This is a genomic window from Amycolatopsis sp. WAC 01376, from assembly GCF_003947415.1.
Taxonomy (GTDB): Bacteria; Actinomycetota; Actinomycetes; order Mycobacteriales; family Pseudonocardiaceae; genus Amycolatopsis.
Genome location: NZ_QHKL01000004.1, coordinates 240494 through 258435, shown reverse-complemented (window position 1 = coordinate 258435; position 17942 = coordinate 240494). Strand labels below are relative to the sequence as shown.

The 17942-nt window shown below is 66.6% G+C and carries 13 protein-coding genes and 1 tRNA gene; 4 read left to right on the top strand and 10 right to left on the bottom strand.

The window, feature by feature from the left end:
- Nucleotides 1-233 precede the first annotated feature (233 nt).
- Both DMH03_RS23920 and DMH03_RS23915 read left to right on the top strand, forming a co-directional pair.
- A complete protein-coding gene (locus tag DMH03_RS23920; RefSeq protein WP_125794243.1) occupies nucleotides 234-491 on the top strand; it encodes a helix-turn-helix domain-containing protein in 258 nt (85 codons plus the stop codon).
- Complete coding sequence (locus DMH03_RS23915) at nucleotides 475-1665, top strand: site-specific integrase (RefSeq protein ID WP_125794242.1); 1191 nt, start codon at nucleotides 475-477, stop codon at nucleotides 1663-1665. The genes DMH03_RS23920 and DMH03_RS23915 overlap by 17 nt, the downstream gene beginning before the upstream one ends.
- 123 nt (nucleotides 1666-1788) lie before the next feature.
- Here the strand turns inward: DMH03_RS23915 and DMH03_RS23910 are convergent.
- From DMH03_RS23910 to DMH03_RS23890, 5 genes are all read right to left on the bottom strand, one after another.
- Nucleotides 1789-1862, bottom strand: a tRNA-Pro gene (locus DMH03_RS23910).
- A 139-nt stretch (nucleotides 1863-2001) separates the two neighbouring features.
- A complete protein-coding gene (locus tag DMH03_RS23905; protein WP_125794241.1) occupies nucleotides 2002-3171 on the bottom strand; it encodes an alginate lyase family protein in 1170 nt (389 codons plus the stop codon).
- Between the two features lie 177 nt (nucleotides 3172-3348).
- On the bottom strand, nucleotides 3349-5565 hold the full coding sequence (locus DMH03_RS23900; RefSeq protein WP_125794619.1) for a glycosyl hydrolase family 18 protein: 2217 nt from the start codon (nucleotides 5563-5565) through the stop codon (nucleotides 3349-3351).
- 306 nt (nucleotides 5566-5871) lie between these two features.
- Entirely contained in the window at nucleotides 5872-6651 is a 780-nt protein-coding gene (locus tag DMH03_RS23895) for an enoyl-CoA hydratase/isomerase family protein (RefSeq protein ID WP_125794240.1), read from the bottom strand.
- Nucleotides 6652-6686: 35 nt separating this feature from the next.
- Complete coding sequence (locus DMH03_RS23890; protein ID WP_125794239.1) at nucleotides 6687-7577, bottom strand: PaaX family transcriptional regulator C-terminal domain-containing protein; 891 nt, start codon at nucleotides 7575-7577, stop codon at nucleotides 6687-6689.
- A gap of 146 nt (nucleotides 7578-7723) precedes the next feature.
- Between DMH03_RS23890 and DMH03_RS23885 the strand changes: the two genes are divergently transcribed.
- Entirely contained in the window at nucleotides 7724-9361 is a 1638-nt protein-coding gene (locus tag DMH03_RS23885; protein WP_125794238.1) for an ABC-F family ATP-binding cassette domain-containing protein, read from the top strand.
- Nucleotides 9362-9458: 97 nt separating this feature from the next.
- Here the strand turns inward: DMH03_RS23885 and DMH03_RS23880 are convergent, their stop codons facing one another.
- From DMH03_RS23880 to DMH03_RS23860, 5 genes are all read right to left on the bottom strand, one after another.
- Nucleotides 9459-10277, bottom strand: coding sequence for a carbohydrate ABC transporter permease (locus tag DMH03_RS23880; protein WP_125794237.1), 819 nt, complete (start codon nucleotides 10275-10277; stop codon nucleotides 9459-9461).
- Nucleotides 10274-11161 (bottom strand): carbohydrate ABC transporter permease, encoded by an 888-nt coding sequence (locus tag DMH03_RS23875; RefSeq protein ID WP_233611606.1) that lies wholly within the window; start codon nucleotides 11159-11161, stop codon nucleotides 10274-10276. The genes DMH03_RS23880 and DMH03_RS23875 overlap by 4 nt, the downstream gene beginning before the upstream one ends.
- A gap of 7 nt (nucleotides 11162-11168) precedes the next feature.
- Nucleotides 11169-12440 carry an extracellular solute-binding protein gene (locus tag DMH03_RS23870; protein WP_125794236.1) on the bottom strand — a complete coding sequence of 424 codons (1272 nt, stop codon included), beginning with the start codon at nucleotides 12438-12440 and terminating at the stop codon, nucleotides 11169-11171.
- A 124-nt stretch (nucleotides 12441-12564) separates the two neighbouring features.
- Nucleotides 12565-14670 (bottom strand): alpha-galactosidase, encoded by a 2106-nt coding sequence (locus tag DMH03_RS23865; RefSeq protein ID WP_125794235.1) that lies wholly within the window; start codon nucleotides 14668-14670, stop codon nucleotides 12565-12567.
- A gap of 831 nt (nucleotides 14671-15501) precedes the next feature.
- Nucleotides 15502-16449, bottom strand: coding sequence for a methionyl-tRNA formyltransferase (locus DMH03_RS23860; protein WP_125794234.1), 948 nt, complete (start codon nucleotides 16447-16449; stop codon nucleotides 15502-15504).
- Between the two features lie 137 nt (nucleotides 16450-16586).
- Here DMH03_RS23860 and DMH03_RS23855 point away from each other — a divergent pair, with 137 nt between their 5' ends.
- A complete protein-coding gene (locus DMH03_RS23855; protein WP_125794233.1) occupies nucleotides 16587-17930 on the top strand; it encodes a lysine N(6)-hydroxylase/L-ornithine N(5)-oxygenase family protein in 1344 nt (447 codons plus the stop codon).
- Nucleotides 17931-17942 lie beyond the last annotated feature (12 nt).

Below are 17942 nucleotides of genomic sequence, written 5' to 3'. Positions count from 1 at the left end.
CCCTCCGGGCCGCGAGGCATTTGTGCGGGAATTTAGCGGAATTCTGCGGGACAGCCCCCAAGATCACCCGCGCCGCCACTGACCAGCGGAAACAGTGTCTCTACCGGCATTTAGCGTATTTAGCGTAATTGGCGGGGCCCCTCCGGGGCGCACACACCCAGCGTCACCGTAGCCGGTAGCCCCTCGCGTACACGTCGTCGAAGGCTTCCAGCACTCACCAGAGAGGTCCTCATATGGACACCGTCAGCCGCAACGCCCAGACGCCGCTCACCGTCTTAGGCGAGCTCGATCCCGCGAAGCAGCTTTACAAGATCCCCGAGGCAATGCACCTGCTTGCCATGGGCCGGTCCGCCATCTACGAGCAGATCCGCGCTAAGCGGTTGCGGTCGGTCAAGCAGGGTCGAGCACGGCTCATCCCTGTTTCCGCCATTCGTGAATACGTGGCGCTCCTCGAAAAAGAAGCGGAGGTAATGCATGGCCAAGCGGCGTAGCCGTGGCGACGGTGGACTTCGATGGTCGGAGAAACGCCAACGCTGGATTGTCGAAGTCACGACTGGGTACAGCCCGGCGGGAAAGCGGCTCGTAAAAACCGCGAGCGCGAAGAACAAGACCGACGCCAAGGAGAAACTCAAGGAGCTGATCCGCGATCTGGACGACGGCTTGCCGACCGGTGCCGCGACGTACACGGTCGGCGAGGCTGTCAGTAACTGGCTGGCGTATGGGCTGTCAGGCCGAGACCCTGAGACAGTCAAGAACTACCGGAACCTTGCCAACCTTCACATCATCCCGAATCTGGGGAAGCGCAAGCTTCGTGAATTGTCGGCTGGGGAGGTTGACGAATGGCTCGCCGACGTTGCTACCAAGGTGAGCACGCGGACCGTGCGCCTGCTGCATTCGATCCTGAATCGATCGGTGAAGCGCGCAGAAGCACGAGACAAGGTGAAGCGAAATGTCGTGATGCTGTGCGAGATCCCGGTGGGACTGGAAGGCCGACCGTCGAAGTCCCTGACCTTGGTGCAGGCGGAAGCGGTGCTGAAAGCCGCCGAAGACTCGTCGCTACACGCCTATATCGTGCTGTCGCTGCTGATCGGCGCGAGAACAGAAGAGCTGCGGGCGCTGACGTGGGACCACGTCGACCTCAATGGAAATGCCGCCGCGACGCCTCCTGTTCCTCGTTCCATCAGCGTGTGGCGGTCGGTGCGGGCGGGAGGCGACACGAAGACGAAGAAGTCGCGTCGCACCTTGGCGATGCCACGTCGGTGCGTCGTCGCTCTTCGGTTGCATCGCATCCGCCAGCCCAACGTGAGGGTGCGTGCCGAGATGAGGCACCGCGCTGGAAAGGGCAAGCGCTGGACTGATCGCGGTCTCGTCTTCGCGTCCGAGGTTGGTACGGAGTTGGACCGCCACAACGTCCTGCGGATGTTCCGGCGGGTGGTCAAGGCCGCTGGGCTGGAGCCGGGGGAGTGGACACCGCGGGAGATGCGGCACAGCTTCGTGTCGTTGCTCTCGGACGCGAAGGTGCCGATCGAGGACATCGCGCGTCTGTGTGGGCACAGCGGAACAGCGGTCACCGAACGGGTCTACCGGCACCAGATCCGGCCGGTGATGGTCGAGGCAGCGACAGCGATGGATGACATCGTCAGCCGTAGGATCCGAGAACCGTAGTCAGGCAGTTAGTCAGGCATGGCCCCAGATATCCCCCGAACGCGGATCATGCTGTCACCAATTGATGCACCAAAAGGGCCCGTGAGCTGGGATTTTCCAGCTCACGGGCCCTTTTTGTTCCGGTCGGGCTGACAGGATTCGAACCTGCGACCCCTTGACCCCCAGTCAAGTGCGCTACCAAACTGCGCCACAGCCCGGACCCGCGCTCCGTGGAGTGCGATGTGAGTACTTTAGCGGGTCCCGAACAGGCGCTTGCAACCAGGGGTCACTGTGTGTCTGAGCTGCGAAAACGGACCGTGAGGGCCGCCCTGCCGCATTCGGGCGGCCCCCACGGGGTCACTGTGGGTTGCCGGCGTGGGTGAGCGTCTGCCAGGAGACGAAGAGGTTGTTGGTGCCGGCCGGGCGCTGGCGCAGGGTGAGGGCCTCGGTGTTGCTCATGGTGTGCCCGAGGCGGGTGTGGAGGTGGTTGTACCCGACTTCGGTGATCGGGCCGAGGCCGAGCTTCAGGTTGCCGCCGCAGAGCCACGACGGGACGGCCGCGCCCAGCTGGTACTTCGCGTGGAAGCCGAGGCCTTCGCGGAGGCGGTCGGCGATCTCGGGATAGAGGTCCTGGCCCTGGATGCGGGTGGTCTCGGCGAAGTTCGCGATGGCGGCGAGGCCGTAGCCCGTGTGGGTGAAGTCACGGCAGGTCTCCTGGGAGAGGCCGTTGACGAACGTCGTCTGGCCTTGCCAGTACTTCACGATCTTGTCGCGGGTGTCGAGGCCGCTGCCGGGCGCGGTCTTCGGGAGCGCGCCGTCGCCGGCCAGGTAGAGGTAGGCGGGGACGCGGGTGCGGAACTTCGCGACGGCCTTGTCGTAGGCCGCCTTGTCGTCGAGGAACACGGCGATGCCGATCGCGGCTTCGGTCATGCTGAGTTCCCAGTTTCCGTTGCTGTGACTGCCGTTGATCACCTCGGGCAGGTACACGTTCCGGAGCATGGTGCCGAAGCGGCCGGAGTTCGGCCAGCTCGTGTAGGTGTGCTTGATGATCTCCGCGGCGCGCGGCCACGAGGAGGCCGACCATGCGGATTGCAGGGGAGCGTTGCTGTTCGTGTGATCTTTCAGTACCGCGGACCAGGCGTCCATGATCTCGATCGCCTTGGTCGCGTATTTCGCGTCGCGCGTGATGTACCAGGCCAGCGAAAGGGAATACGCGGCGATCGCGTCTTGCCGTTCATCGGTACAGCCGATGTTCGGATTCGAATACGAACCGCATTCGACGATGGCGCGTGGTTTCGGTGACCGGGACAGTGACACGTACGAATTCGACATCATCGAGTCGTAGGCCTGTTTCCACGGTTGCGTGCCTGCCTGGACCTTGGCACGGACGAAATCCAGTTGCGGGCGGCTGACCAGCACGCCGGGATGGGTGAAGGTGGCGGGCGCGGCCTGGGCGGGTGCGCTGAAAAGGCCTAGTGCCAAGGGGATGAGGGTGGTCAGGGCGAGCAGTTTCCTCGGTAGGGACATGGTTCTCCTCGGGCGGGCGTGAGCCAGGTCACCGGCGGCGCGCGATTCAGTGTCGTGGTCTGAACCAGCCGCGTCAAGACCTTTGTTCGCCTCGAAAAGAAAGGATCCCGCACGGTTCAGCGGGCTGAACGAACGGTGCCGGGGTGCCGGCGACGAACACCGGCACCCCGGGAACCGTCACTTCAGCGAATTGTCCACTGTGGTCATGAGGGATCCGGTGTCACCCGACATCTCCCAGGCCATGACTCCGAGCAGTCCTCTGGTCTTGAGCCAGGCGACCTTCTGCTGGATGGACCAGGCGTCGTCGAAGGTCCACCATTGCCCGCCGTTGCCGGTGTAGCACGACGTGGCCACTGCCGCGGTGTCGTGCTGGACGGCGCAGTTGGGGACACTGGCCAGGAGATTCGCGTAGCCACGAGTACCTGCTTCCTCGGCGAACTGGCCGGGCGCGGCTCCTGTCGCGCTCTGCCATTCGCCCTTCTTGCCGCCGTCCGCGACCCCTTGCCAGCCTCTCCCGTAAAACGCGAGCCCGAGGGTCAGTTTCCGTGGATTGGCCCCGGCCTCGGTGTAGGCGTTGATCGCTGATTCGACACTGAACTTGAAGTTGTACGGATCATCCGCGTCGGCGTAGAGGTTGCCCTGATGGCCGGTGCGGTTCGGCTCCCACGAGTTGTCGCTGCCCGAGCCGTGGAAGTCGTAGCCCTGCACGTTCGCGACGTCGAGGTAGTCGAAGATCTTCGGGATCTCCCAGCCGCCCTTGACCTTCGCCGGGTCGGCGGGGGTGAACGCCTGCAGTTCGTACCGCTTGCCGGTGGTGGCGCCGTAGGCGTCCATCTGCGTGCGGAACTCGGCCAGCAGGGCGGTCAGGTTCGTCTTGTCGTTGGCGCTCCAGTGGTTCCCGGGGTGCCCGTCCGGGCTGCCCGGCCATTCCCAGTCGATGTCGATGCCGTCGAAGATGCCCGCGGCCGTACCCGGGCCGCCCGCACCGCCGTACGCCTTGATGTTGCCCTTCAGGTACGTGTCGATGCACGACGCGACGAACTTCTGCCGCGACGCGGCGGTGGCCGCGACGTCGGAGAAGTACTTCGAGTAGGTCCAGCCACCCAGCGAGATGAGGATCTTCATGTTGGGGTACTTGACTTTGAGCTTCTTCAGCTGGTTGAAGTTGCCGCGCAGCGTTTCCCAGCCGGTGTCGCCGACACCGTCGACGGACTGGGCGGCGGACATCGGCCGCGAGTAGTCGGCTTCCGCGTCGCCCGCTCCGTCACCTTGGTTCGGGTCCTGCGGATTGGACGTCGTTCCCTTGGTGACACCCGAAAGGCAGGTGTGGTTGACCGGGTCGATGTTCCCGAAGGCGTACAGCAGATGGGTCAGCTTGGCGGCCGATCCGTTGGTCACCATGTTCTTCACGAAGAACTGGCGGCCGTAGATGCCCCACTGGACGAAGTAGCCGACCCGGGCGTACCCGTTCACGATGTCGCCGGTGCGAGCGCTGACGGCCGCGCTCGCCGCGGAGACGTTGTCGTACCCGTCGCGGGCTTTGACCGTGAAAGAGTACGAAGTGGACGGTGAAAGCCCGCTCACCGTCGCGGTCGTCCCGGTCACCGTCGTAGCGAGGGTCGTACCGCGGTAGACGTCGTAGGAGACGACGCCGGTGTTGTCCGTGGACGCGTTCCACGCCAGCGTGACGGAGCCCGACGTGACCGCGGTCGAGCGGAGGTTCGACGGCGCGGTCGGCGCCTGGGTGTCATCACCCGGGTTGTTGGTGGTCACCGCGAGCGCCGGGGTGGGCGGCGACTTGGCGTCCTTCCGGTCCTTGGCGACGACGGTGAAGCTGTAGGCCGTGTTCGGCGTCAGCCCGGTGATCCTCGCTTCGGTACCGGTGACCGAGGCTGCCAGCGTGGTGCCCTGGTAGACGTCGTAGCCGGTGACGGGCAGCGAGCCCGGTGCCGACGCGTTCCAGGCCAGCGCGGCGGTCGTGGTCGTCTTCGCCACGAGTCGCAGGTTGGCCGGGGCCGACGGCGGTGTGTCGCCCGAACCGTCGCAGTTCGCGTCGTCGATCCGGCACGTGGTCGGGTTGACGGCCGAACTGAGCCGGAAGGACGGGCTGTAGGGGTAGGTCGAACGGCCCGGCGCGAGCGATTTGATGTAGTACGCCGGGGTGAGGGTGACCTGGTTGCCCGTTTGGGAAACCGTGCCGTTGGAGCCGCTGGTGGCGGTCACGCCGGCGGGGACGGTGAAGGTGATGGACCAGTCGGCGACGGTTTCGCTGCTGGGGTTGGTGACGGTGTACTCACCGTTGGTTCCGGTCAAGGTGAAGGCGGCGCGGAGGCGGCCCGCCGCCAGTGCCGGATTGCCCGCGGCTACCAAGAGCCCGGCGGCGAGGAGTGTCACGGTGAATGCGCTGAGTAGTCGTTTTCCGGTGCGTCTCATGGCGGTTCTCTCCAAAAGAGGCGGCGAGACTGACCTGCTCTGAAAAATGGCGCGTGTGGTCTAGACCACGCTTGAATGTAGCGCGACGCGGATAAAAGGTCTAGACCGATTCGTCGGTCATGAACCACCAGGCCAGGGCGCTCGGTGGAATCCTCCGCCGTTGTGGGGGCGGCGTGCGGTCGGCTGCCGGAAGAAACCCCTGCCGAAACGAAAACCGCAGCGCCGCTGGAGAAGCGGCGCTGCGGTATCGGGGTCGTGCGGGCCGGCTCAGCGGCCGGTGAAGGTCGCCTTGCCCGGGCCGTCGGCGAGGAACGACTTCACCGCGCCGCGCAGGTCCTCGGTGTCGAAGAGCCCGGCGGCGATCGTCGTGATGTGCTCGTTCGCCTCGGCGACGCCGCCGTGCTCGTAGTGCTCGAGGACCTTCTTGGTGGCCGCGTGCGCCTTTGTCGGCCCCTGCGCGAGGTCGGTCGTGAAGGCGCGCACGGCCTCGTCGAAGCCGTCGATCGGGAACACCCGGTTCACCACGTTCCAGCGTTCGAGTGTCGCGGCGTCGTAGGCCGCACCGGTCATCACGAACTCCTTGGCGCGGCCGACGCCGGCGCGGGCGGCGAGCCGCTGTGTGCCACCCATGGTCGGAGTCAGGCCGACGACGCGTTCGACCAAGCCGAACTTGGCCTTCTCACTGGCGAGAATGATGTCGCAGGCGACAGCCACCTCGAAGGCCCAGGTCAGGCACAGACCGTGGGCGGCGAACACGGTGGGGAACGGGAGGGCGGCGATCCGGTCGGGGATCGCCAGCATCTCGTCGAAGAGCACCTTCGCTTCGGCCGCGCTCGCCTGGGCGTCGAACAGGGAGACGTCGACACCGCCGCTGACGATCTTCCCCTCGGCCCGGATCAGCGCCGCACGCGGCGGCGTGGCCTCCAGTTCGCCGATCGCCTCGCCCAGTTCCTGCTGGAGTTCCGCGGTGTAGAGGTTCAGCGGCGGCGAAGCGATGGTCAGGACGGCGATGTCGCCCTCGCGGTCGAGGCGGATCGAGGTGGCCAAGACGAAGTCCCTCCGCTAGATCGTTTTCCGTGACCCTAGCCGGAGGAGTCCGCGAGTTCGTCCCATTGCGCCTGTGCTTCTGGTCGCCATTCGACGTGCTTGCGGTGGAAGAGGTCCGCCGCGCGCACGCCACTCCAACCGTCGGGGAGGAGTTTTAGCGGAAGACGCGGATCGAGGAAGGGGAAGCTGCGCCATTCGTGGACGAGTTCGGTCTGCGCGCGCAGGACGCCACGTTCACCTGAAGGCCGCAAACCGGTGAAGCGGTCGATGAAGTCTTCGTAGCGGTCCTTCAATTCGCTCAGATCCCAGGACCGCGCGACCATCGTCTCCTGGTCGCCGACGTCGCCATAGGCGGCGGTGAACGACATCGCCTGCGCGTCGAGGCCGAGTTCCTGCACGATCTGCTGGGCCTCCCGCTGGCGGCTGAGATCCGGGCTGACCCAGACGCCGGCCACCGGCGAACCGAACCCGGCCCACGTCAGGCGCGTGCGCAGCCGGTGCCGGAGGTCCCGCTTCGCTTCGGGGACCGACACGATCAACATCAGCCAGCGGCCGTCCCATGCCTTCTCCTCGTTGCCGAAGGCGTAGATCCGTTCCGCGCCTTCGGTCAAGAGGCGCCTGCCTGGTGGAGTGAGCGACCAGCGCACTCTTCGTCCGACGCGTTCGGAGACGACCCAGCCCTCGGCGGAGGAACGGGCGAGCGCCTGGCGTGCGGACTTTTCCTCGATGTCGAGCACGCGCAGCGCCTCGACCAGCGTCGACGTCCAGATGGGCCGGTCACGGGGCAGGACGTATTCGCCGAGGATCGTCATCAACAGGGATCGCGCGCTGGCGTGACTGACTTCCCGCCGCCTGCTCAACGTCGGCCTACGGGTACCGCCTTTCTGCTGGTGGACGACGGGGACCTGGGTGGCGGAATCCGCCATTTGCTGTCACCGACCTCAATGCTCAGGGGTTCGTTCGGGTCCAGAAGAACAACCAGGTTACCCACGTTCCGTGATCGCTTGGATACTTGCCACTCTTCCGAGGGACCACGAGCTGTTCAATCGGTCCCCGTAGACTTACCGATCTCATGAGCGCCACACTCGTTGCCAAGGATCTCGCCGCCGGCCACGGCGACCGTCTGCTGTTCTCCGGTCTCGACCTGGTCGTCGCCCCGGGCGAAGTGATCGGTCTCGTCGGCGTCAACGGCGCGGGCAAGTCGACCCTGCTGAAGACCCTCGGCGGCCTCGTACCGCCGGAAGAGGGCAGCGTCCGGCTGAACCCGCCGACGGCCACCGTCGGTCACCTCCCGCAGGAGCCGGAACGTCGTGCGGGTGAGTCCGTCCGTGCGTTCCTCTCGCGGCGTACCGGAGTCACCGCCGCCCAAGCCGAACTCGACGCCGCCACCGAAGCGCTCACCGCGGGCGAACCCGGCGCGGACGACGCCTACGGTCTGGCCCTCGACCGCTGGCTCGCGCTCGGCGGCGCCGATCTGGACGACCGTGCGGGCGAGGTCGTCGCGGATCTCGGACTCACCGTCAGCCTCGACCAGCCGATGCTGTCGCTGTCCGGCGGGCAGGCGGCCCGGGCGGGGATGGCCTCGCTGCTGCTGAGCCGGTACGACATCTTCCTCCTCGACGAGCCGACCAACGACCTCGACCTCGACGGCCTGGACCGGCTCGAGCGGTTCGTGACCGGGCTGCGCGCCGGGACCGTGCTGGTCAGCCACGACCGGGAGTTCCTCGCCCGCACCGTGGACCGCGTCGTCGAACTCGATTACGCGCAGCAGCAGGTGCGGACCTACGGCGGCGGTTACGAGTCCTATCTGGAGGAACGTGCCGTCGCGCGGCGGCACGCGCGTGAGGAGTACGAGGAGTTCGCGAACACCAAGGCCTCGCTCGAAGCGCGGGGCTCGATGCAGCGTTCGTGGATGGAAAAGGGCGTCAAGAACGCCCGCCGCAAGGCCACCGACAACGACAAGGTGGGCCGCAAGTTCCGGAGCGAGGCGACGGAGAAGCAGGCGTCGAAGGCCCGGCAGACCGACCGCATGATCGAGCGGCTCGACGTCGTCGAGGAACCGCGCAAGGAATGGGAACTGCGGATGGAGATCGCCGCGGCGCCCCGGGCGGGCGCGGTCGTGGCGACTTTGCGCGGCGCGGTGGTGCGGCGGGGTGAATTCACCCTCGGCCCGGTGGATCTGCAGATCGACTGGGCGGACAAGGTCGCGATCACCGGGGCCAACGGCGCCGGGAAGTCGACGCTGCTCGCCGCCCTGCTCGGGCGGGTCGCGGTCGACGAAGGCGCCGCGTCGCTCGGCTCCGGTGTCGTGGTCGGCGAGGTCGACCAGGCACGGAAGCTGTTCCTCGGCGACCTTCCGCTCGTCGAGGCGTTCGCCCGTGAGGTCCCGGAACTCGCCGACGCCGACGTTCGGACACTGCTGGCGAAGTTCGGGCTCAAGGCCGCGCACGTCCTGCGGCCGGCCGCCACGCTGTCGCCGGGGGAGCGGACCCGGTCGGCGCTGGCGCTGCTGCAGGCGCGCGGGGTGAACCTGCTGGTGCTCGACGAGCCGACGAACCACCTCGACCTGCCCGCGATCGAGCAGCTGGAGTCGGCGCTGTCGGAGTATCCGGGGACGCTGCTGCTGGTGACACACGACCGGCGGATGCTCGACGCGGTGGCGACGACGCGGCGGCTGGAAGTCGCCGACGGGAAGGTCGCCGAGCTCTGAGCGGCCCTTTCACGTCGTCGCGCGTGCTAGGAACGGTCCGTTCCTGGCAAATTTCGCAAGGAACGGACCGTTCATGGCGTTCGGGCCTTGACGGAACTCAGCCCTTGGTCGCGCCGCCGGTGAGTCCCTTCACGAACTGCTTCTGCAACGCCAGGTAGAAGATCAGCACCGGCAGCGTGGCCAGGAACATCAGCGCGAACACGCTGCCGAGATCCGTCTGGTACTGGCCGATCGAGCGGTAGATCCCGGTGGTGATCGTGGTGCCCTGGCTGGGCCCGAGGATGATCAACGGGTCGATGAAGTCGTTCCAGATCCACACCCCGAGGAAGATCAGCACACTCGCCGTCGCCGGGCGCAGCAGCGGGAACACGATCCGCCAGAACACCTGCGCCCGGCTCGCCCCGTCGAGCCGGGCGGCCTCCTCGAGTTCCACCGGTACCCCGCGAATGAATCCGGTGAACACGAACACGCCGAACGGCACGTAGTAGCCGACGTTGAACAGCACCAAGCCCTGCAGCGTCGCCATCAACCCGGTCAGCCGCAGCACCTCGGTGACCGGGATCAGGATCACCTGGGGAGGAATCATCAAGCCCGCCAACAGGATCAGCGTGAGCACCTTGGTCCATCGCCGGTCCGAGCGCGCCAGGTAGTGCCCGAGCATCGCCGAAAGCACGGTCAGCACCAGGATCGACAGCAGGGTGACGAGCATGCTGTTCGCCAGGCTCACCCAGAACAGGCCGTCGGGGCGGGTGAGGACGGCGTGGATGTTGGTCAGCGTCGGTGGCAGCGGGACCGACGCCGGCTCTTCGGCGATCTGGTCGCCGGGTTTGAACACGTTGACGAGCACGTAGTACAGCGGCACGGCGAAGAGCGCGCTTGCCAGGATCGCCGCGGCGGGCCGGAGTTTCGTGGTCACAGGTCGACCTCCCGCCGCCGCAGGAACCGCAGCACGATCGTGGTCAGCGTCGCCACGATCACCAGCATCACCACGGCCATCGCGGACGCGTAGCCGACGTGGTTCGCGTCGAGGCCGGTGGCGAGGACGTCGAACGCGATGGTGGCGGTGGTCCCCGAACCCGGCCCGCCGTTGGTGACCACCTTGACGTGGTCGTAGGTCTTGAACGCCGAGATCAGCAGGACGACGGTGTTGATCGTCAGCGACGGCGCGAGCAGTGGCCAGGTCACCGCGCGGAACCGCCGGACCGGTCCGGCGCCGTCGATCTCCGCCGCCTCCAGCAGTTCGGCGGGCACACCTTGCAGGCCCGCGAGGTACACGACCACGCAGAACCCCAGCATCTGCCAGCACACGATCGAAGCCAGCGAGTACAGCGCGAGATCCGGATCCGAAAGCCAGCCGGGCGGATGCTCGACGCCGAGGGCGCGGAGCGCGTCGTTGACCGGCCCCCGGTCGTCGAGCAGCTTCGTCCAGATGATGCTGACCACGACCGAGCTGAGGATCACGGGCGTGAAGAACACGCTCCGCAAAGCGTTGTACAGCCAGCCTTTCCGGTCGAGCAGCAGGGCGACGCCGAGCCCGAGCACGTTCGGCACCACGACGACGATCACGGTCAGGATCGTGGTGACCCGCAGCGCGGTCAGGAACTGCTCGTCCTGGAACAGCAGCCGGTAGTTGTCGAGACCCACGAATTCCGCGGGCGGATCGAACGGGTTGTGGTTCGTCAGGCTGTAGCCGAAGCTGATGAGGATCGGCGCCATGACGAAACAGAGATAGATGACGACACCGGGTGCGCCGAACGAGGCGAAATGCCACACCCGCGCCCACATCGGTTTTCTTCCCATCGTGGTGTCAGCGTGCCTTCGCCCACTCGGTGTCCAGGAACGCGCACGCGTCGGACACCGTCTTGCGGCCGATGATGACGTCCTGCGCGGCCTGGTAGACCTTGTCCTTCATCCCCGGCAGGAGTCCGTCGTCGGCGGTTTCCCAGCTGAAGGCGTTGACGACTGCGTTCTTCGCGACGGCTTCCTTGTAGAGCTCGTAGCCCGCCTTGAAGACCGGGCCGACGTCGGCGGGCGGTGTGTAGCCCTTGATCGCGGGGAACAGTCCGTCGGCCTTGACCGAGGCATCGATCTGTTCCTTGTCGAGCTGGAACGCGAGCGCGAACTTCCTTGCCGCGTCGAGGTTCGGCGACTTCGCGTTGACGACGATGCCGCCACCGGTATAGGCGGGCACGACGAGTTTCCCGTCCTCGGAAGGGAAGTCGAAGACACTGATCTCGAAGGACGGCTTCTTGGCGTCGGCGCTGGCGGCGAACCAGTTGCCCATCGGGTACATCGCGCCTTCGCCGTTCAGGAAGGCCGCCTCGGTCGCCGAATAGTCCCGCGCGACCTGCGTCTTGTCGATGTACCCCTTGGCCACCAGATCGGCGAACTTGCCGAACGCCTGCTGGAAGGCCGGGTCGCTGAACTTGACCTTGTCGGCCCGCCGCTGGGAAAGCCAGTCCGGTGTCTTGCCGTAGACCTCGACGCTGACCAGGCCGTCCAGCAGCATCGCGGACGGGAAGCCTTCCTTGCCGCCGCCGATGGTGAACGGGGTGACGCCCTTCGCCTTCAGTTTCTCCGACGCGGCCAGCAGATCCGCCCAGGTCTTCGGCGGTGACGTGATCCCGGCGTCGGCGAAGAGCTTCTTGTTGTAGTAGATCGGCGGGATGGTCTGGGTGTTGGCGGGAAGCTGGTGATGCCCGCCCTTGATCGGGTTGGCGCCGGGGAACTGGAAGTCCTTGAGCTCCTCGGGCGTCCACGCGTAGAGGTTGCCCGATTCGGCGAAACCGGCCGAGTCGACGGCGATCGCCACGTCGGGGAACTGGCCGGACTGCAGCAGTTGCTTGGCGTAACCGGTGCGGTCGGTCGACGGGGCGACCAGTTTCTTCACACTGAGGCCGGGATTGCGGTCCATGACGCGTTTGATGGCGGAGTCCCAATAGGACGGTGGAAGGTTCGGCGTCTCGAAGGTCAGGAACGAGATCTCGCTACCGGAACCGCCCGTGCCGCCGCCCACGGTGCAGCCGGTGAGGCTCGCGGCGAGGAGCAGTGCCGCTCCCAACGCGAAGGACCTTCTCATGCCCCAGCCACCCTTCTCGCGGCTCACATACGACGGGCATTCGATCGGATGTCTAGGGGGATGTCAAGCGGCTATCACTGCATTTTGGCGCCCAAATGCGCGATACATCTGATCTCTGGGGCGCTCAGAGCTTGGCCAGCCGGATCACCACACTGGCGAAGTCGCCGTCCGGCAGACCAGGGAACAGGCCGTGTGCCAGGAGCGGGGCACCGTGCCACACCTTCCCGGTGTCCTCGTCGCGGTAGCGCGCGGCGGGGTCGAGGCCGTCGAGCCGGACCGGTCGTTCGGGAGTGTGGAAATGTGCCGCTTGCCGGAACACGAACACGACCGCCCGCTCTCCGTCGGCCGCCACGTACTGCAGAGCGGAGACGCCGTCGCCGGTCGGCGGCACGAGACGGTAGAGCTCGCCGTGCTGGACGACCGGCCGGATCTCCTTGTACAGCGCGATCTGCCCGCGCGCGTACTCGAGTTCCTCCTCGGGCCACTCGACGATGTCGCCGCCGATGCCGAGCACTCCGGCCATCGCGACGTGGAACCGGAAGCGCTGCGGTGTGGACCGGTGGGTGACGAAGTTGGGGTCGTCGGTGACCCACGCCGACATCGCGCGCGCCGGATACACCTGGCCGTAGCCGTGCTGGATGACGAGCCTGTCGAGCGCGTCGGTGTTGTCGGAGGTCCAGACCTGATCCGTCCTGGCCATGATCCCGAGATCGATCCGGCCACCCCCGCCGCTGCACGCTTCGATCCGCAGCCCGGGGTGGCGGGCGCGCAGGCGGTCCATGATCGCGTAGACCGCGTGAGTGTGCTCCACCCACAGCCGATCCGGGTCGTCGTCGGCGGGCCAGCCTGCCTCGCTGAACGGGCGATTCATGTCCCACTTCAGGAAGTCGATCCCGTGCTCGCCGACGAGTGAGTCGAGCGTGCCGAACGCCCACTCGGCGACATCCGGGCGGGCGAAATTGAGCACCAGCTGGTTTCGCAGCTCCGAGCGTGTCCTTTGTGGATGGTGCAGGACCCAGTCCGGATGCGCGCGGTACAGGTCGCTGTCCGGATTGACCATTTCGGGTTCGACCCAGAGCCCGAACTTCATGCCGAGCCGGTGCACTTCGCCGATCAGCGGTTCGAGACCGTTCGGGAACTTGTCGCGGTTGACGTGCCAATCCCCGAGACCGGCGTGGTCGCCGTTCCGGGCACCGAACCAGCCGTCGTCCATCACGAACAGTTCGACACCGAGCGCCGCCGCTTTCTCCGCCAGCTTCCACTGTCCGTCTTCGGTGACGTCGAAACCCGTGGCCTCCCAGGAGTTGTAGAGCACCGGCCGGAGTTCGCCGGGATACGGGAGGACATGGCCGAGCGTGTACGCGTGCCAGGCCCGGCTCGCGGCGCCGAATCCGCCCTCGGTGTACAACCCGGCGAAGACCGGCGTGGTGAGCGTGTCGCCGGGTGCGAGCCGGGGGACGACGCCGTCCTGGCCCGAGCCGCCGGTCACGGTGAGGCGGCCGGCGGACGAACGGGTGGTGGTGATCCGCCACGAACCGCTCCACGCGAGCGCCGCGCTGTAGACCTCGCCGTGCCGCTCGGTCGCTTCGCCGTCGTCGAGCATCACCCACGGGTTGGCATGGTGGCTGGTGATGCCGCGCCTGCTGCCGAACGTCGTTTCGCCGTGGGGCACCGGCTCCCGGAGCAGCCGGCTCTCCGCGGCCCAGCCGCCGACGACGTGGCTGATCCGGTAGTCCGGCCGGATCGGCACGGCCCACGTCGCCGAGTCGGCGCGAACGATCTCGATCGGGCCATCGGTGCCGTCGTGGGTGAGTTCGGTCCAGCGTTCGACGACGTCGGTGCCGTCCGGGACGCGATAGCCGAGCGTGACGCGCAACGGGTAGTGACGATCGCGGAAATGGACGAGCAGGCGTCCGCCGTCGATGTCGTGGGAGACGTACCGCCATTCGAGGGCACGGGTCCCGTCGGCGAACCGGACCTGGAGGGCGGGGGTCCAGTACCGGGTGCCGCCGTCGGCGGCGAGTTCGTCCAAGCCCTCGTTGGGATCGTTGAAGGAGTCCCAGCGCGTCAGGGGCCGGGGGAGGAGGTCGGCGACCTGGTCCGGCGTGAGCGCCGGGCCCCAGTAGACGTGGGCGGGGGTGTCGTCCTCGGTCAGTCTGAGCGCGTAGCTCGTGGCCGCCGTGCGGATGAGCCAGGAACGGGTGCTCGCGTCGAAAACGATCTCGGTCACCGGGCCATCCTGACGCCGAACGGGGGCGGCGGCCAGTGGCTCCCGCTCGGCGGTACATCGGGCGATGGGCGTCGTGACTGTTTTGAGGTACATGAAGGACCCCTTCCTGTACTTAGGCGCCAGGGTCTCGGCAAAGTCGCATAACTGCTGGTCGGCTCCGCCGCTGGAGCGGGACAGGCGAACGTGTCGCGGTGGACCCGACAGGAGCGGGTTCCCGCAAGGAGCCTCACCCGGCTCTTGACTGTCCACAAGGGACTCTTTACGAGACAGGCGTGCCCGATTTGGGTGACTTGCACGGTTTCGCGATTGGGTCGTGAGTGATTTTTGTTGTTCTAACCCTCATTGCCACTCACGACCCCCCGCAGAACCGCACATAGCAGCATCAATCGGACACGCAATCGCCCGGCGGTGTCCCTTGTGGACACTGAAGCCCCGCCGGCGTCCAGAATCAAGCTCCACCACCGGCGCATGCGGCCCCGCGACAGTGCAGGAATAGTCGCCTGACCTGCAAGGTCTCGACTTTGCCGGGGCCCTGACGTAGGCGCAAGGAAGGGGTCCTTCATGTACTGGGGAAGTGGTGGTCTCCTGGTGCCCGACCGGCGGGTTCGCGTGACTGAGTGGACGGCGCGCGTGATCAGATGGACGACACGCGTGTCTGGATGGACGACACCCGCGCTGCCGGGTGCCGGGGCGAGTCGTCCGCCCAGTCACGCGTGTCGTCCATTCCAACACGTGTGTCGTCCATCCAGTCACGCGAGATCGCCGGCCGCGCACCGGCAAAAGAAAGGTCGGGGCTCTGACGACCCGAACCACTCGCGAGACCCGACGCCCTCAGGGCCGGGTGGTGAGGTATCCGCCCATGGTGCGGAAGTAGTCGTTCGCGGCCAGTTCGGTGCCGTCCTCGGTCCGGACCCGCTCGATGACGAGACCGTGCGAACGGCCGCGGCGCGCTTCGGGTCCGGCGACGATGACGACACCTTCACCCTCACGGATGAAGATCCGCCCGGGGGTTCCGCCGTAGTGACCCACCGACACCGAGGAGCGGATGACGCGCAGTTGCTTGCCACGGTGGTAGGTGAAGGCGTTGGGGTACGGGTCGGACTGCGCGCGCACCAGCCGCTCGATCTCGTCGGCGGGCCAGGACCAGTCGATGAGACTGTCTTCGAGGGCGCGCTTGTGGAAGAAGCTGGCCTTCGACCTGTCCTGTTTGACCGGTGTGTAGTCCCCGCTCGCGATGAGCTCGATCGCCTCGGTGGTGATCGGGGCGATGAGGTCGACCGTCCGGTGGAAGAGATCCGTCGTCGTGTCCTTCGGGCCGACCTGGACCGACCGCTGCAGCACGATGTCGCCCGCGTCGAGGTCGCCGTCCATCATGTGGGCGGTCAGGCCCACTTCCTTCTCGCCGTTGATGAGCGCCCAGATCAGCGGCGAGAAGCCGGCGTACGCGGGCAGCAGCGAGTCGTGGACGTTCAGCGTGCCGTGGCGTGGCATCTCGAAGATCTCGGGCGGCAGCCAGGTGCGCCAGTTGTTGGCGACGATCAGGTCGAGATCGGCTTCCTTCAGCTCCGCCAGCAGTTCGGCGTCGTCGGGACGCTGGCGCAGCAGCGCGCGGATCCCGTTGGCCTCGGCGAGGTCCGCGACCGAGTCGGACCAGATTTTCTCGTAGGCGTGGTCACTCTTCGGGTGGGTGACGACGAGGGCGACATCGTGCCCCGCGTCGATCAACGCCCGCAGGGTGCGGTGTCCCCAGGTCTGGTATCCGAACATGGCGACCCGCATGGGACCGGCCTCCTCCTGGTCGAGGGATGAACATCACCACTGAAAGTACTAGTTGAGCCTCACCTAACTTAGGTTAGGGTTCCCTGGTCTTTGTTGCGAAGTACCGAGATGCGGCTGAGCCGCGCTAGGGGTTCAAGATGGCACGAGCAGTGGTCGGTGAACGGGTTCCGGTCTACGACGTGGTCGGGGTCGGGTTCGGGCCTTCCAACCTGGCGCTCGCCATCGCCGTCACCGAGCACAACGGCGCGTCCGGAACGGAGACGGTCACCGCCCACTTCCTCGAGCGGCAGCCCCGGTTCGGCTGGCATCGCGGGATGTTGATCGACAACGCGACGATGCAGGTCTCCTTCCTCAAGGACCTGGCGACGATGCGGAACCCGACGAGTTCGTTCAGCTTCCTGTCGTATCTGCACAGCAAGGACCGGCTGGTCGACTTCATCAACCACAAGAACCTGTTCCCGTTGCGGATCGAGTTCCACGACTACTTCGAATGGGCGGCGGAAAAGGTCGACGACCTGGTTTCCTACGGCACTGAAGTACTTTCGGTGACGCCGGTCTTCGACGGCGACGAGATCGTGTTCTTCGACGTCCACGCCCGCACCGACGGTGAACTGGTGAACCTGCGCGCCCGCAATCTGGTGATGAGCACCGGGCTGCGGCCGAACCTCCCCGAAGGTGTGACACCGGGCACACGGATCTGGCACAACAGCGAACTGCTGCACCGGCTCGAAGGCATGGCCGCCGAAGAGCCGCGCCGGTTCGTCGTCGTCGGCGCAGGCCAGAGCGCGGCCGAGGTCAGCGCGCTGCTGCACGACCGCTTCCCCCGGGCCGAGGTGTGCGCGGTGTTCGCGCGGTACGGCTACAGCCCGGCCGACGACAGCGCGTTCGCCAACCGCATCTTCGACCCCGAGGCGGTCGGACGGTTCTACGAGGCGCCGGAAGCGGTCAAGGAGCGCCTGATGCGCTACCACGGCGCGACCAACTATTCGGCGGTCGACATCGAACTCATCGACGAGCTGTATCGCCGCGTCTACCGCGAGAAGGTGCAGGGGATCGAACGGCTGAAGCTGATCAACGTCTCCCGTCCCACCGAGGTCACCGACACCGGCTCCGAAGTGCGGGTCACCATCGAGGCGCTGGAGACCGGGGAGCGGACCAGGCTCGTCGCCGATTTCGTCGTGTACGCCACCGGGTACAGCCCGGCGGACCCGACGCCGTTGCTCGGTGAGCTCGCCTCCGCCTGCAAGCGTGACGACGAGGGAAGGCTCCGCGTCGAACGCGACTACCGGATCGTCACCGAACCGCCGCTGGACGGCGGGATCTACCTGCAGGGCGGCACGGAGCACACGCACGGCATCACGTCGTCGCTGCTGTCCAACACCGCGGTCCGGGTCGGGGAGATCCTCCAGTCCATTGTGGACAGGCGAGCCGCCGACGTGTCCCGGCCCGAGTACGCGGTCAGCGGTTCCGGGCCCGCCTGACCCGCTGTACGA